17 protein-coding genes are annotated in these 12,600 nt (G+C 59.4%); 12 read left to right on the forward strand and 5 right to left on the reverse strand.

The window, feature by feature from the left end; genetic code table 11:
• Nucleotides 1–4: 4 nt before the first annotated feature.
• Genes ACP7A4_RS06635 through pilG form a run of 3 tightly spaced genes read right to left on the reverse strand, consistent with a single transcriptional unit; the run spans nucleotide 5 to nucleotide 1,382 of the window.
• Nucleotides 5–544: a chemotaxis protein CheW gene (locus ACP7A4_RS06635; protein WP_203301995.1), complete on the reverse strand. Its 540-nt coding sequence runs from the start codon at nucleotides 542–544 to the stop codon at nucleotides 5–7.
• Nucleotides 537–932 carry a twitching motility response regulator PilH gene (pilH, locus tag ACP7A4_RS06640; protein ID WP_059765554.1) on the reverse strand — a complete coding sequence of 132 codons (396 nt, stop codon included), beginning with the start codon at nucleotides 930–932 and terminating at the stop codon, nucleotides 537–539. The genes ACP7A4_RS06635 and pilH overlap by 8 nt, the downstream gene beginning before the upstream one ends.
• Before the next feature lie 42 nt (nucleotides 933–974).
• Nucleotides 975–1,382, reverse strand: coding sequence for a twitching motility response regulator PilG (pilG, locus tag ACP7A4_RS06645; RefSeq protein ID WP_059765556.1), 408 nt, complete (start codon nucleotides 1,380–1,382; stop codon nucleotides 975–977).
• Between the two features lie 371 nt (nucleotides 1,383–1,753).
• On the opposite strand from pilG, the gene gshB reads away from it, so the two are divergent.
• The 7 genes from gshB (at nucleotide 1,754) to ACP7A4_RS06680 (ending at nucleotide 7,645) form a co-directional block, all read left to right on the forward strand.
• Entirely contained in the window at nucleotides 1,754–2,707 is a 954-nt protein-coding gene (gene gshB, locus ACP7A4_RS06650) for a glutathione synthase (RefSeq protein WP_059765557.1), read from the forward strand.
• A 76-nt stretch (nucleotides 2,708–2,783) separates the two neighbouring features.
• On the forward strand, nucleotides 2,784–3,683 hold the full coding sequence (locus tag ACP7A4_RS06655) for an energy transducer TonB (protein ID WP_059765559.1): 900 nt from the start codon (nucleotides 2,784–2,786) through the stop codon (nucleotides 3,681–3,683).
• 63 nt (nucleotides 3,684–3,746) lie between these two features.
• On the forward strand, nucleotides 3,747–4,319 hold the full coding sequence (locus ACP7A4_RS06660; RefSeq protein ID WP_059765561.1) for a YqgE/AlgH family protein: 573 nt from the start codon (nucleotides 3,747–3,749) through the stop codon (nucleotides 4,317–4,319).
• Complete coding sequence (ruvX, locus tag ACP7A4_RS06665; RefSeq protein WP_059765563.1) at nucleotides 4,319–4,759, forward strand: Holliday junction resolvase RuvX; 441 nt, start codon at nucleotides 4,319–4,321, stop codon at nucleotides 4,757–4,759. The genes ACP7A4_RS06660 and ruvX overlap by 1 nt, the downstream gene beginning before the upstream one ends.
• An 82-nt stretch (nucleotides 4,760–4,841) precedes the next feature.
• Nucleotides 4,842–5,360: a bifunctional pyr operon transcriptional regulator/uracil phosphoribosyltransferase PyrR gene (pyrR, locus tag ACP7A4_RS06670; protein ID WP_059765565.1), complete on the forward strand. Its 519-nt coding sequence runs from the start codon at nucleotides 4,842–4,844 to the stop codon at nucleotides 5,358–5,360.
• Between the two features lie 12 nt (nucleotides 5,361–5,372).
• A complete protein-coding gene (locus tag ACP7A4_RS06675; protein ID WP_048364055.1) occupies nucleotides 5,373–6,377 on the forward strand; it encodes an aspartate carbamoyltransferase catalytic subunit in 1,005 nt (334 codons plus the stop codon).
• Nucleotides 6,374–7,645 (forward strand): dihydroorotase, encoded by a 1,272-nt coding sequence (locus tag ACP7A4_RS06680; RefSeq protein WP_059765567.1) that lies wholly within the window; start codon nucleotides 6,374–6,376, stop codon nucleotides 7,643–7,645. Before ACP7A4_RS06675 ends, ACP7A4_RS06680 begins: the two co-directional genes overlap by 4 nt.
• Before the next feature lie 56 nt (nucleotides 7,646–7,701).
• Here the strand turns inward: ACP7A4_RS06680 and ACP7A4_RS06685 are convergent, their stop codons facing one another.
• Nucleotides 7,702–8,118 (reverse strand): NINE protein, encoded by a 417-nt coding sequence (locus ACP7A4_RS06685; protein WP_059765569.1) that lies wholly within the window; start codon nucleotides 8,116–8,118, stop codon nucleotides 7,702–7,704.
• Nucleotides 8,119–8,369: 251 nt separating this feature from the next.
• Here ACP7A4_RS06685 and ACP7A4_RS06690 point away from each other — a divergent pair, with 251 nt between their 5' ends.
• A complete protein-coding gene (locus tag ACP7A4_RS06690) occupies nucleotides 8,370–9,017 on the forward strand; it encodes a C40 family peptidase (RefSeq protein WP_048364052.1) in 648 nt (215 codons plus the stop codon).
• Nucleotides 9,018–9,052: 35 nt separating this feature from the next.
• Here ACP7A4_RS06690 and ACP7A4_RS06695 read toward each other — a convergent pair whose 3' ends face one another.
• Nucleotides 9,053–10,045, reverse strand: a complete 993-nt coding sequence (locus ACP7A4_RS06695) for a type IV pilus twitching motility protein PilT (RefSeq protein ID WP_426246097.1) — start codon at nucleotides 10,043–10,045, stop codon at nucleotides 9,053–9,055.
• 57 nt (nucleotides 10,046–10,102) lie between these two features.
• Between ACP7A4_RS06695 and ACP7A4_RS06700 the strand changes: the two genes are divergently transcribed.
• The 4 genes from ACP7A4_RS06700 to ACP7A4_RS06715 are packed head-to-tail and all read left to right on the forward strand — an operon-like array spanning nucleotide 10,103 to nucleotide 12,530.
• Nucleotides 10,103–10,789 carry a YggS family pyridoxal phosphate-dependent enzyme gene (locus ACP7A4_RS06700; RefSeq protein WP_203301998.1) on the forward strand — a complete coding sequence of 229 codons (687 nt, stop codon included), beginning with the start codon at nucleotides 10,103–10,105 and terminating at the stop codon, nucleotides 10,787–10,789.
• 33 nt (nucleotides 10,790–10,822) lie between these two features.
• Nucleotides 10,823–11,641 carry a pyrroline-5-carboxylate reductase gene (proC, locus tag ACP7A4_RS06705; protein ID WP_203301999.1) on the forward strand — a complete coding sequence of 273 codons (819 nt, stop codon included), beginning with the start codon at nucleotides 10,823–10,825 and terminating at the stop codon, nucleotides 11,639–11,641.
• A gap of 11 nt (nucleotides 11,642–11,652) precedes the next feature.
• Nucleotides 11,653–12,240: a YggT family protein gene (locus tag ACP7A4_RS06710; protein WP_048364048.1), complete on the forward strand. Its 588-nt coding sequence runs from the start codon at nucleotides 11,653–11,655 to the stop codon at nucleotides 12,238–12,240.
• Nucleotides 12,240–12,530 carry a DUF167 domain-containing protein gene (locus ACP7A4_RS06715; RefSeq protein ID WP_048364047.1) on the forward strand — a complete coding sequence of 97 codons (291 nt, stop codon included), beginning with the start codon at nucleotides 12,240–12,242 and terminating at the stop codon, nucleotides 12,528–12,530. Before ACP7A4_RS06710 ends, ACP7A4_RS06715 begins: the two co-directional genes overlap by 1 nt.
• Nucleotides 12,531–12,600 lie beyond the last annotated feature (70 nt).

The raw sequence follows: 12,600 nt of genomic DNA on the forward strand, positions 1-12,600 counted from the left end.
CCACTCACACAGCGACCGCCCAAAATTCAGGCGACTGGGCCAGCGCAAACGGGCTAAAGACCCACCATTCATGCTCGCCAGCGAAGCGCCCTTGCACATAGGGCACGAATGGCAGGCCGGGGGACGCGGGTTCACAGGCGTTTAAATCGCTCTGGGCAAAATGCTGCATACCCAGCACTTCATCGACCTGAAGGCCCACAAAGATGTCTTCGAACTCCAGCACCAGTACCCGGCGCTGTTTGCGCAAAGGCGATAATTCAACGCCGAAAAAACCGCACAGATCCATGATCGGCAGTAATTGCCCCCGCAGATTGGCCACTCCCCTGACCCAAGACTTGACGCCCGGCAACAAGGTAAACCGCGGTTCATGGAGGATTTCGGCAATTTCACCCATCGGCGCCACGAAACACTGCTCGCCGATGCGAAAACCGATGCCGCTCCAGGCCTGGGCCTTGACTGGATCCGCTACCAGGCCTGCGGCCAGTGAACGACAGCGCTGGTCGATCTCAAGCAGCAGCTCGAAGGCAGTCTGTGAGTCAGGCATCGGGCTGGCGCGGCGACGCAGGCTTTGTTGCCAATGCCTTTTTAAGCGTCTGGAACAGGAGTACTTCATCGACGGGCTTGGTGATGTAATCCACTGCGCCCTGGCGTTTGGCCCACACCCTATCGGTCTCCTGATCCTTGGTGGTGACCACGATCACAGGAATGGCGCTGGTTTCAGGGTCTTTCATCAACTGGCGCGTCGCCTGAAAACCATTAAGCCCCGGCATCACGATGTCCATCAGCACGGCATCGGGTTTTTCCTGACGCGCCAATGCGACGCCATCTGCGCCGTTGGTCGCCTGAAGCACTTCATGACCGCTTTTTTCCAACATTTTAGCCATTTTGGACATTTCAGTCGGCGAATCATCGACGATCAGAATGCGAGCCATGGTGTTCCCCATCTATAAGGTAATTGGCCTGCGGGCCGGGAATCATTGAGCGGTTTGCACAAATGTGAACCCTGGCACATGGGCCTTGATCGCACTCAGCAGTTCATCCCGGCTAAAGGGTTTGGTCAAAAATTGATCAGAGCCCACAATCCGTCCCTTGGCCTTGTCAAACAGACCGTCTTTGGATGACAGCATAATCACCGGCGTCGACTTGAACGATCGGTGGTTTTTGATCAGCGCACAGGTTTGATAGCCATCAAGGCGCGGCATCATGATGTCGACAAAGATGATGTGCGGATGATGATCGACAATCTTGGCCAATGCATCGAAGCCATCGAGCGCGGTAATCACTTCGCAGCCTACGTTTTTCAGCAGCGTTTCGGCAGTGCGGCGAATGGTTTTTGAATCATCAATCACCATCACCTTCAAGGTGCTGGAATGCGTGTCCATATGTGCTCTACCATCGCCACGGCGACCCGTTTTGTTACAACTTTGCCAAATTTCAGCTCAAATCCTTAAGGGACAAGGGCTGCAAGTGCTGTGCGAGCCTTTTTAGCACAGTCTCTACATGCAATCTATCGGACGGGCCGCGCCATGCCGGGCGAGGCGGTTTTTCCTTGACCGAGACCCCACTCAGCGCCACTCTGGCGCCACTTTTTGAAGACCTGCTTATCGTGCAGGCGCTGACGAGGTAGCAAGCGGGCGCAACAGGATGAGTGCGGTGTCGCTCACGCTTGGGGTTGCCTGGTTTTGCGACGACCTTGTTATTGATCGTCAGGGCCTACAGTTGATATTTGCCTACTACTTTTGAGGAATTTGCCATGAGCGTTCGAGTCGGGATTGTCATGGACCCCATTGCGAGCATCTCCTATAAAAAGGACAGCTCGCTGGCCATGTTGCTGGCGGCACAGGACCGCGGCTGGACCTTGTTCTACATGGAACAGCAAGACCTGTACCTGACTGAAGGCAAGGCGCGGGCGCGCATGAAGCCGCTCACCGTGTTCGCCAACCCTGAAAAATGGTTTGAGCTGGACGCCGAGACAGACACAGCCCTGAGCGATCTGGATGTGATCCTGATGCGTAAAGACCCGCCGTTCGACATGGAGTTTGTGTACACCACCTACTTGCTCGAACAAGCCGAGCGCGACGGGGTGCTGATCGTCAACAAACCGCAGAGCCTGCGTGACTGCAACGAAAAACTGTTCGCCACTCAATTCACCCAGTGCACCCCGCCGACCGTGGTCAGCCGCCGGGCAGATGTGTTACGCGAATTTGCAGCGCTGCACGGCGATGTGATCCTCAAGCCGCTGGACGGCATGGGCGGCACGTCGATTTTCCGTCACCGCGCGGGTGATCCGAACCTGTCAGTGATTCTCGAAACCCTGACCGCCAACGGCACGCAGCAAATCATGGCGCAAGGTTACTTGCCAGCGATCAAGGACGGCGACAAACGCATCCTGATGATCGACGGCGAACCCGTGCCCTATTGCCTGGCGCGTATCCCGGCGCACGGCGAAACCCGTGGCAACCTGGCCGCTGGTGGCCGTGGTGAAGCGCGCCCATTGAGCGAAAAAGACCGTTGGATTGCTGAGCAAGTTGGACCCACATTGCGTGAAAAGGGCTTGTTGTTTGTAGGCCTGGACGTAATCGGTGAACACCTGACTGAGATCAACGTCACCAGCCCGACCTGCATCCGCGAGATTGATAACGCCTTTGGCACCCGCATCGGCGCCCTGCTGATGGACGCCATCGAACGCAAGCTGGCGGCGCGCTGATCGCTAACCGCCTGAAACAGACCAACATTGCGCTATCATGCGCAGCCTGTGAAACCCGCGATGTTGGTCTTTTGCCATGACACTCCCCAGCGACCTGCCCCCCGAACTGAGCCACAGCGGCGTACGCGCGGCTGATCGCCTGGGTTTTACTCTATTCGTCGCGGCCCTGATTCACCTCGCGGTGATCCTGGGTGTCGGGTTCAGCATGAGCGAGCCCAAGCAAATCAGCAAAACCCTGGAAATCACGCTGTCGACCTTCAAAAGCGCCACCGCGCCCAAGAAAGCGGATTTTCTGGCGCAGGACAATCAGGAAGGCAGCGGCACGCTGGACAAGAAAGCCGTGCCCACCACCACCCAGGTGGCACCGTTCCAGGACACCGAAGTCAAAAAAGTCACGCCGCCGCCCGCCGCCAAACCTGAACAGACCCAGGCGGCCCCCAAAGCGGCCGTGACCACCGTGGCCCCAAAACTCAAAAAAGCCACGAGCGAACCGCAAAAGGTCAAAACCGAAGCGGCGCCCAAGGCCAGCATTCCAACGTTTGACAGCTCCCAACTGTCGAGCGAGATTTCCAGCCTCGAAGCCGAACTGGCCAACGAGCAGCAACAGTACGCCAAACGCCCCAAAATCTACCGCATGAGCGCGGCCTCGACCATGCGCGACAAAGGTGCCTGGTACAAAGAAGACTGGCGCAAAAAGATCGAACGCATCGGCAACCTCAACTACCCCGAGCAAGCGCGCCGCGAAAAAATCTACGGCAGATTGCGTTTGCTGGTGTCGATCAACCGCGACGGCTCGCTGCATGAAGTGCTGGTGCTTGAATCTTCGGGCCAGCCATTGCTGGATCAAGCCGCGCAGCGCATCGTGCGGCTCGCCGCGCCGTTTGCCCCCTTCAGCGGCGACCTGGCCGACATCGACCGCCTGGAAATCATCCGCACCTGGAAATTCGCCCAGGGTGATCGGTTGTCCAGTAATTAACCCAAACGCGTAGTCGCTGCCGCCAACTTGTCAGTTTCGCTTGCCAGCGCCACACTAAGGCTCATGAAAAACCACGCACCGACCTACCTCAAGCATCAATTGCTGATCGCCATGCCGCATATGGCCGACCCCAATTTTGCTCATACCTTGACCTACATCGTCGAGCATACGGCCAATGGTGCGATGGGCCTGACCATCAACCGGCCGTTGGATCTGAGCCTGGGGGATATCCTGGAGCAGTTGCGGCCCGACCGTAAAATGTCTGAACTGTGCAAGCACGTACCGATTTATGCCGGCGGCCCGGTCATGACCGACCGCGGTTTTGTCCTGCACCCCGCCAGCATGAATTTCGATGCCACGGTTGAACTTGAAGACGGACTGGCCCTGAGCACGTCGCTGGATGTGCTGGACAGCATCGCTGACGGCAACGGCCCGCAGCGCAGCCTGATCTGCCTGGGTTATGCCGGGTGGGAGGCGGGCCAACTGGAAGCCGAACTGGCCGACAACGCGTGGCTGACCTGCCCCTACTCAGCCGATATTTTGTTTCAAACCTCTAGCGAGTTGCGCCTTGACGCCGCCGCCAATCACCTGGGAGTGAACCTCAACTTGTTAAGCACTCAAGCAGGTCACGCCTGATGGCCAGCCTTCGTTTACTGCTGGGCTTTGACTACGGCACCCGCTCGATCGGCGTCGCCGTCGGCCAGATGATCACTGGCCAAGCCCGCGAGCTGTGTAATTTGAAAGCCGAGAACGGCATCCCGAAGTGGGAAGACATCGAAAAACTCATCAAAGAATGGCAACCCGACGCCCTGGTGGTCGGCATGCCCCTGCACATGGACGGCACCCCGAGCGAGTTCTGCGCAAGGGCGCAAAAATTTGCCAACCGCCTGAATGGCCGGTTCAATCTGCCCGTTTTCACCCACGACGAGCGCCTGACCACCTTTGAGGCCAAAGGCGAACGCAAGGCTCAGGGCGGCCAGCGTGGCAGTTACCGCGACAACCCGGTGGATGCCATCGCCGCCAAACTGGTCTTGCAAGGCTGGCTTGACGACAACCCGGCTCAACCTCAAGCCTGACATTGCGCTCAATTGTTTGACGCACCTCATTGTTTGCGCCCGTCGCAGCACGCATCCTGCGCGGGCCTTTTAAGGAGCCACCATGATCCTGCCTGTTCCCGCTGAACTGATCTCTCAGATGGCGCTTGATCTCAAGGCCCATCTGGCCCGTCGTAACATCACTGAGCCGCGCTACATCGGCATTCGCACCGGTGGCATCTGGGTGGCCCAGGCACTGTTGCGCGCAATGAACAGTGAGGCCCCGCTGGGCACCCTGGACGTATCGTTCTACCGCGACGACTTCAGCCAAAATGGCCTGCACCCCCAAGTGCGTCCCTCGGAGCTGCCGTTCGAGATCGAAGGCCAGCACCTGGTGCTGATCGACGACGTGCTGATGAGCGGTCGTACCATTCGCGCCGCGCTCAACGAATTGTTCGACTATGGTCGTCCGGCCAGCGTGACGCTGGTCAGCCTGCTCGACCTGGACGCCGCCGAGCTGCCGATCCGGCCCAACGTGGTAGGGGCGACCTTGGCCCTCAAGCCGACCGAGCGGGTGAAATTATCCGGCCCGGCGCCACTGACACTTGAACTTCAAGACTTATCTCAAGATCCAGCCCTTTAAGAGACCACTGCGATGACGCCTACCGACGCCAAGCGCCCGCTGCAGCTCAATGATCAGGGCCAGCTGCGCCACTTTTTGTCGCTCGACGGCCTGCCCCGCGAGTTGCTGACAGAGATCCTCGACACCGCCGACTCGTTCCTTGAAGTCGGCGCCCGGGCGGTGAAGAAAGTCCCGTTGCTGCGCGGCAAGACCGTCTGCAACGTGTTCTTCGAAAACTCCACCCGCACCCGCACCACATTCGAAATGGCGGCCCAGCGCCTGTCTGCGGACGTGATCACCCTCAACGTGTCCACTTCCTCGGCGAGCAAGGGCGAAACCCTGCTCGACACCCTGCGCAACCTTGAAGCCATGGCCGCCGACATGTTCGTGGTACGCCACGGCGACTCCGGCGCCGCGCACTTCATTGCCGAGCACGTGTGTCCGCAGGTGGCGATCATCAATGGCGGCGACGGCCGTCACGCGCACCCCACGCAGGGCATGCTCGACATGTTGACCATTCGTCGGCACAAAGGCGGGTTTGAAAACCTGTCGGTAGCCATCGTCGGCGACATTTTGCACTCGCGGGTGGCGCGCTCGAACATGATCGCGCTCAAGACCCTGGGCTGCCAGGACATCCGCGTGATTGCCCCCAAAACCCTGCTGCCCATCGGCATCGAGCAATACGGGGTCAAGGTCTACACCGACATGACCGAGGGCCTGAAAGACGTCGACGTGGTGATCATGTTGCGCCTGCAACGCGAACGCATGTCCGGCGGCCTGCTGCCGAGCGAAGGCGAGTTCTACCGTCTGTTCGGCCTGACCACCGCCCGTCTGGCCGGTGCCAAACCTGATTGCATCGTGATGCACCCCGGCCCGATCAACCGGGGCGTGGAGATTGAGTCTGCCGTGGCCGATGGCCCGCACTCGGTCATTCTCAACCAAGTGACTTACGGCATCGCTGTGCGCATGGCGGTGCTGTCCATGACCATGAGCGGGCAAACGGCCCAGCGCCAATACGAACAGGAGAACGCCCAGTGAAACTCAGCATTCTCGGCGCCCGCGTGATTGATTCCGCCAGCCAGCTGGACACCGTCACCGATTTGCATCTGGAAGCCGGCAAAATTATTGCCATCGGCGCAGCCCCGGCCGGTTTTACCCCAACCCAAACCCTGGACGCCAAAGGCCTCGTTGCCGCGCCGGGGCTGGTTGACTTGAACGTCGCTCTGCGCGAGCCGGGCTACAGCCGCAAAGGCACCATCGCCAGTGAAACCCGCGCCGCAGCGGCCGGTGGTGTGACCAGCCTGTGTTGCCCGCCGCACACAAAGCCTGTGCTCGATACCTCGGCCGTGGCCGAGCTGATCCTTGACCGCGCACGCGAAGCCGGCAACTGCAAAGTGTTCCCCATCGGTGCGCTGAGCAAAGGGCTGGATGGCGAGCAACTGGCGGAGCTGATCGCCTTGCGTGATGCCGGGTGTGTCGCGTTCGGCAACGGTCTGAACAGCTTCACCAATACCCGCACCCTGTGCCGGGCACTGGAATACGCGGCCACTTTCGACCTGACAGTAATTTTCCACTCGCAGGACCGTGACCTGGCAGAAGGCGGTATCGCCCACGACGGCGCGATGGCAGCGTTTCGTGGCTTGCCGGGCATCCCTGAAACCGCTGAGACCGTGGCCCTGGCCCGCGACCTGTTGCTGGTCGAGCAAAGCGGGGTGCGCGCGCACTTCAGCCAGTTGACCAGCGCCCGCGGCGTGGCCCTGATCGCTCAGGCACAGGCACGCGGCCTGAAAGTCACGGCGGATGTGGCGCTGTATCAATTGATACTGACCGATGAAGCGCTGGTGGATTTTTCCAGCGTGTACCACGTGCAACCGCCCCTGCGCACCCGCGCTGACCGTGACGGCCTGCGTGAAGCGGTGAAATCGGGGGTGGTGCAAGCCATTTCCAGCCATCACCAACCCCACGAACGCGATGCCAAACTGGCCCCCTTCGGCGCCACTGAACCGGGCATGAGCAGCGTAGAGCTGTTGCTGCCGTTAGCGATGACCTTGGTAGAAGACGGCTTGCTCGACTTGCCGACCCTGTTGGCCCGCCTGAGCACAGGCCCGGCAGACGCCTTACGCCTGCCAGCAGGGCGCTTGGCGGTGGGTTCGGCGGCAGATCTGGTGCTGTTTGATCCAACGGCTTCAACGGTGGCCGGTGAGACGTGGTACTCCAAAGGCGACAATTGCCCGTTCCTGGGCCATTGCCTGCCGGGAGCCGTGCGTTACACGCTGGTGGATGGGCGGATCAGCTACGAAGGCTGACGCGCTGCGCTCACCCCAACCCTCTCCCTGCGGGAGAGGGCCAGGGGCTGTGGCGCTTAACGACGCTCTGCGTTCTTGATTGATATCTGGGTATTGAGCGTCCAGAAGTCATACAGAATGCCGACCAGGAACAAACCGCCGGTAAACAGGTAAATGATCCCTGTGATCCACTTGCCCATGTACATGCGGTGCACACCTAACACGCCCAGGAACGTCAGCAGAATCCACGCCACGCTGTAGTCGGTATCACCCGATGTAAAGCGCAGGTCCGCTTCGCGGTCCATGCTCGGGATCAGGAACAAGTCGATCAGCCAGCCGATGCCCAGCAAGCCCAGCGTAAAAAACCAGATCGTCCCGGTCACCGGCTTGCCGTAATAGAAGCGATGCGCTCCCAAAAAGCCAAAAATCCACAGCAAGTAACCCAGCACTTTGCTGTGGGTATCGCGTTGTAGATCGTCTCGATAGCCGCTCATTGATGCCCCCTTAGGTGTCGATAGAAAAAATTGTAAAGTTTTTTGTGACTTTTTTACTGTCGTGCAAAAGGTAAAAGTGTCTTACAAGATTTGGCGCAAACCCTTGTACTGCCTGACCTGCGCTCCAACCATGTGACAATTTGCCACCCCGCTTGCGGTTTTTGACCTCCAGGTCCAATCGACAAACGGCCTGAGAAAGGACAAAAAAGCTGTTATAAAGTTGCGCGCTTACCTACATAGAGCCCTGCCGAATGCGTCCTTTATTCAAGACATGGCTAACCATTTGCCTATTAATGCCACTGGCCGCCCACGCCACCAATCGTGAGCAACATCTTCCTTCGGGCTTCACCGGTTACACCGCAAAATCATCTGCGAGTGCTCCGTTTGTCGCCTCTAACAGCAAAACCGTCACACGCCCGACCTCCAGTAAAGTTCATCGCAAAGCCCCAGGCAAAATTGCGACCCCGGCACTGGTCGCGGCCAACAAGCAAAGCAGCAGTGTACTGAGCCGTGCCGTCAACGTGCTGGGTACGCCTTATCGTTGGGGCGGTAGCAGCCCAAGTAAAGGCTTTGATTGCAGCGGCCTGGTCAAATACGCGTTCAACGATGTGGCGGCCGTCAATTTGCCACGCAGCTCCAGCGCGATGGCCAGCGGTCATGGCCAAAAGGTTGATCGCAAGGACCTGAAGCCAGGCGACTTGCTGTTTTTCAACATCAAGAGCCGCAAGGTCAATCACGTTGCTATTTACCTGGGCAACGACCGGTTTATCCATGCCCCCCGTCGCGGCAAGTCGGTCTCTATCGACACCTTGAAAAAACCTTACTGGCAGAGCCACTACGTGGTCGCCAAGCGCATTTTGCCCAAAGAGAAAACCACCCTGCGGGTTGCTCAGCGCTAAACATCCCATCTCTGTAGGCGCGGGTACGCTCGCGTTTACAGGATGTCGCCCCTCTGTCTGAGCCGTGCCAGGCTCATGTCCAGGGTTTGCATCCCTACCGCGCCGCCGGTCTGGATTGCCGACACCATTTGCGCCACCTTGTTTTCCCGAATCAAATGCCTGATGGCTGGCGTGCCCAGCATGATTTCGTGCGCCGCCACGCGCCCGCCTCCCTTTCGCCTGACCAACGTTTGCGCAATCACCGCCCTCAGTGATTCGGACAGCATCGTGCGTACCACGGCTTTCTCTTCTGCAGGAAATACATCCACCATGCGGTCGATGGCTTTTGCCGCAGACGGTGTGTGCAACGTCGCAAAGACCAAGTGCCCGGTTTCAGCGGCGCTAAGCGCTAAGCGAATGCTGTCCAGGTCGCGCATTTCGCCCAGCATGATCACATCCGGGTCTTCACGCAGCGCTGAACGTAGCGCGGCGCTAAAACTGCCTGTGTCGCGATGCACCTCGCGCTGGTTAATCAAGCACTGGCGCGGCGTGTGGATGAACTCAATCGGGTCTTCGATGGTGAGAATGTGCAGGGGGCGGGTGCTGTTCAAGTGGTCAATCATGGCCGCCAAGGTAGTGGTTTTACCGGACCCCGTGGCGCCCGTAAGCAGTATCAACCCGTGCGGCGCATGACTCAGCTCACTGAACACCCCGCTCAAGCCCAGTGACTCAAGGCTGGGCACCGTCGAGGCAATGCTGCGAAACACCGCACCCGCGCCGCGCTGTTGCTCAAACGCATTCACCCGAAAGCGGCCCAAGCCCGCCACCGCGTATGAAAAATCAGCTTCGCGCTCGGCCTTGAACGCGACACGCTGTGGCTCGGTCATGACGCTGTGGATAAGCCCACGCACAGCGTCTGAGTCCAGCACGGGCCACTCGCCCCGCTGCATGTCGCCGTCGATACGCAGCATGGGCGCCACGCCCGCTGACAGGTGCAAGTCTGAAGCCCCGCGATTGACGCAAACGGCCAACAGGTCGGCGATGTCCATCCCCCCTCCCAATTCCAGTAGAATGCCGCAGACTTTCACCACGGCGGGCTTAATTGAATGTCCACGATAGCTGACAACATCGCTCAGGTTGAGGCGCGCATCCGTGCAGCGGCACTGGCTGTGCAACGTGATGTAACGAGCATTCACTTGCTGGCAGTCAGCAAGACCAAACCCGCTGGCGCACTGCGCGAAGCGTATGCCGCCGGGGTTCGCGACTTCGGCGAGAATTACCTGCAAGAAGCCCGCGCCAAACAGACTGAATTAGCTGACCTGCCCTTGTGTTGGCACTTCATCGGCCCCATTCAATCGAACAAGACGCGCGACATCGCTGAACATTTCGCGTGGGTGCACTCCGTGGACCGTCTGAAAATCGCCCAGCGCTTGTCTGAACAGCGCCCGGCTGAGCTGGCGCCGCTGAACATCTGCATTCAGGTCAACGTCAGTGGTGAAGCCAGTAAATCCGGCTGCACCCCGGCAGATTTGCCCGCGCTGGCTGCCGCGATCCATGCGTTGCCCCGTTTGAAGCTGCGCGGCTTGATGGCGATCCCGGAACCCACCGAGGACCGCGCCGAACAGGATGCTGCCTTTGCGACGGTACGCACGCTGCAAGAGAGCCTGAACTTGGGGCTAGACACGCTTTCGATGGGCATGAGCCACGACCTGGAGTCGGCCATTGCCCAAGGCGCCACATGGGTGCGGGTCGGTACTGCACTGTTTGGCGCTCGAGACTACAGCCAGGCCTGAGAAAGCCTGCCTCACTTTTGATAAGGATCTGTTATGAGCAAGACGCGTATTGCCTTTATCGGAGCCGGTAACATGGCTTCCAGCCTGATCGGCGGCCTGTTGGCCAAAGGTCTGGACGCTGCACAGATCCGCGCCAGCGATCCCGGCGCCGACACTCGCGCCAAGGTCGCTGAACAGCACGGTATCGAGCTGTTCGCCGATAACGCGCAAGCCGTTCAAGACGCGGATGTGATCGTCATCGCCGTCAAGCCGCAGGCCATGAAAGCCGTGTGCCAGGACCTACGCCCACACCTCAAACCGCATCAACTGCTGGTGTCGATTGCCGCCGGCATTACCTGCGCCAGCCTGCTTGAATGGCTGGGCACTCAGCCACTGGTGCGCTGCATGCCCAATACGCCTGCCCTGCTGGGTAAAGGCGTGAGCGGTTTGTACGCCACTGCTCAGGTGACGCCAGCACAACGCCAGCAGGCCGACGAGTTGTTGAGCGCTGTGGGCATCGTGGTCTGGGTCGAAACAGAAGCCCAGATCGACGCGGTAACCGCCGTATCGGGCAGCGGCCCGGCGTATTTCTTCCTCTTGATCGAAGCCATGACCGCCGCCGGCGTCAAACTTGGCTTGAGCCATGAGGTGGCAGAGCAACTGGCGGAGCAGACCGCACTGGGCGCTGCCCATATGGCTGTGAGCAGCGATGTGGACGCAAGCGAACTGCGCCGTCGCGTGACCTCGCCTGCGGGCACCACTGACGCTGCAATCAAATCATTCCAGGCCAGTGGTTTTGAAGCCATGGTCGAAAAAGCATTGAGTGCCGCCGCGCACCGCTCGGCCGAAATGGCCGAACAACTGGGTCAATAAAGGAGCAAATGATGTCAGGACTTAATGGCGCTGCCATTTTTGTGGTTCAAACCCTGGGCAGCCTGTATTTGCTGGTCGTGCTGCTGCGCTTCATCTTGCAGCTGGTTCGGGCCAACTTTTACAACCCGATCTGCCAGTTCACCGTCAAAGCGACGCAAACCCTGCTCAAACCGATGCGCCGCGTCATTCCAAGCGTGCTCGGCCTGGACATGTCCTCGCTGGTGCTGGCGATTCTGGTGCAGATGGTGGTGTTCGCCATTGTGCTGACCTTGAGCTACATCCCGTTCAACGTCCTCGGGCTGTTGGTGTGGGCGATCATTGGGGTGACGGCACTGTTTCTCAAAGTGTTCTTCTTCGCCATGATCATCAGCGTGATTCTGTCGTGGGTGGCACCGGGTAGCACCAGCCCTGGCGCCGAGCTGGTCAACCAGATCACAGAACCTGCACTGGCACCGTTCCGCCGCTTCTTGCCGAGCATGGGCGGCCTGGATATTTCACCGATTCTGGCGTTCATGGTGATCCAGCTGATCCAGAGCTACGTGATTCCGCCCCTGGCGGTGTACGTCAACATGCCGCCTGAGCTGTTCGGCCTGATCTGATGAGCTATTTCCGCTGGGACGGTGACGACCTGATTCTCGACTGTCACTTGCAACCCAAGGCCAGCAGCGATGAGTTTGCTGGCCTGCACGGTGACCGCCTGAAAATCCGCCTCACCGCCCCACCGGTTGAAGGCAAAGCCAACGCCCACCTGGTGGCCTTCCTGGCCAAGGCGTTCGGCATTTCCAAGAGCCAAGTGAGCTTGATCAGCGGCGAACTCAATCGCCAAAAACGCGTGCGTTTGCATGGCCCTAAAAAGTTGCCAGACCTTCCAGGGCTTGCCAAACCTTGAGTCAGCCTCTGTAGTCGCTGCCGCAGGCTGCGATGGAGGCAGGCCGACCTCCAGCAGCGCATTTGCATGC

It is taken from the genome of Pseudomonas sp. TWR3-1-1, assembly GCF_049896545.1.
Taxonomy (GTDB): domain Bacteria; phylum Pseudomonadota; class Gammaproteobacteria; order Pseudomonadales; family Pseudomonadaceae; genus Aquipseudomonas; species Aquipseudomonas weihenstephanensis.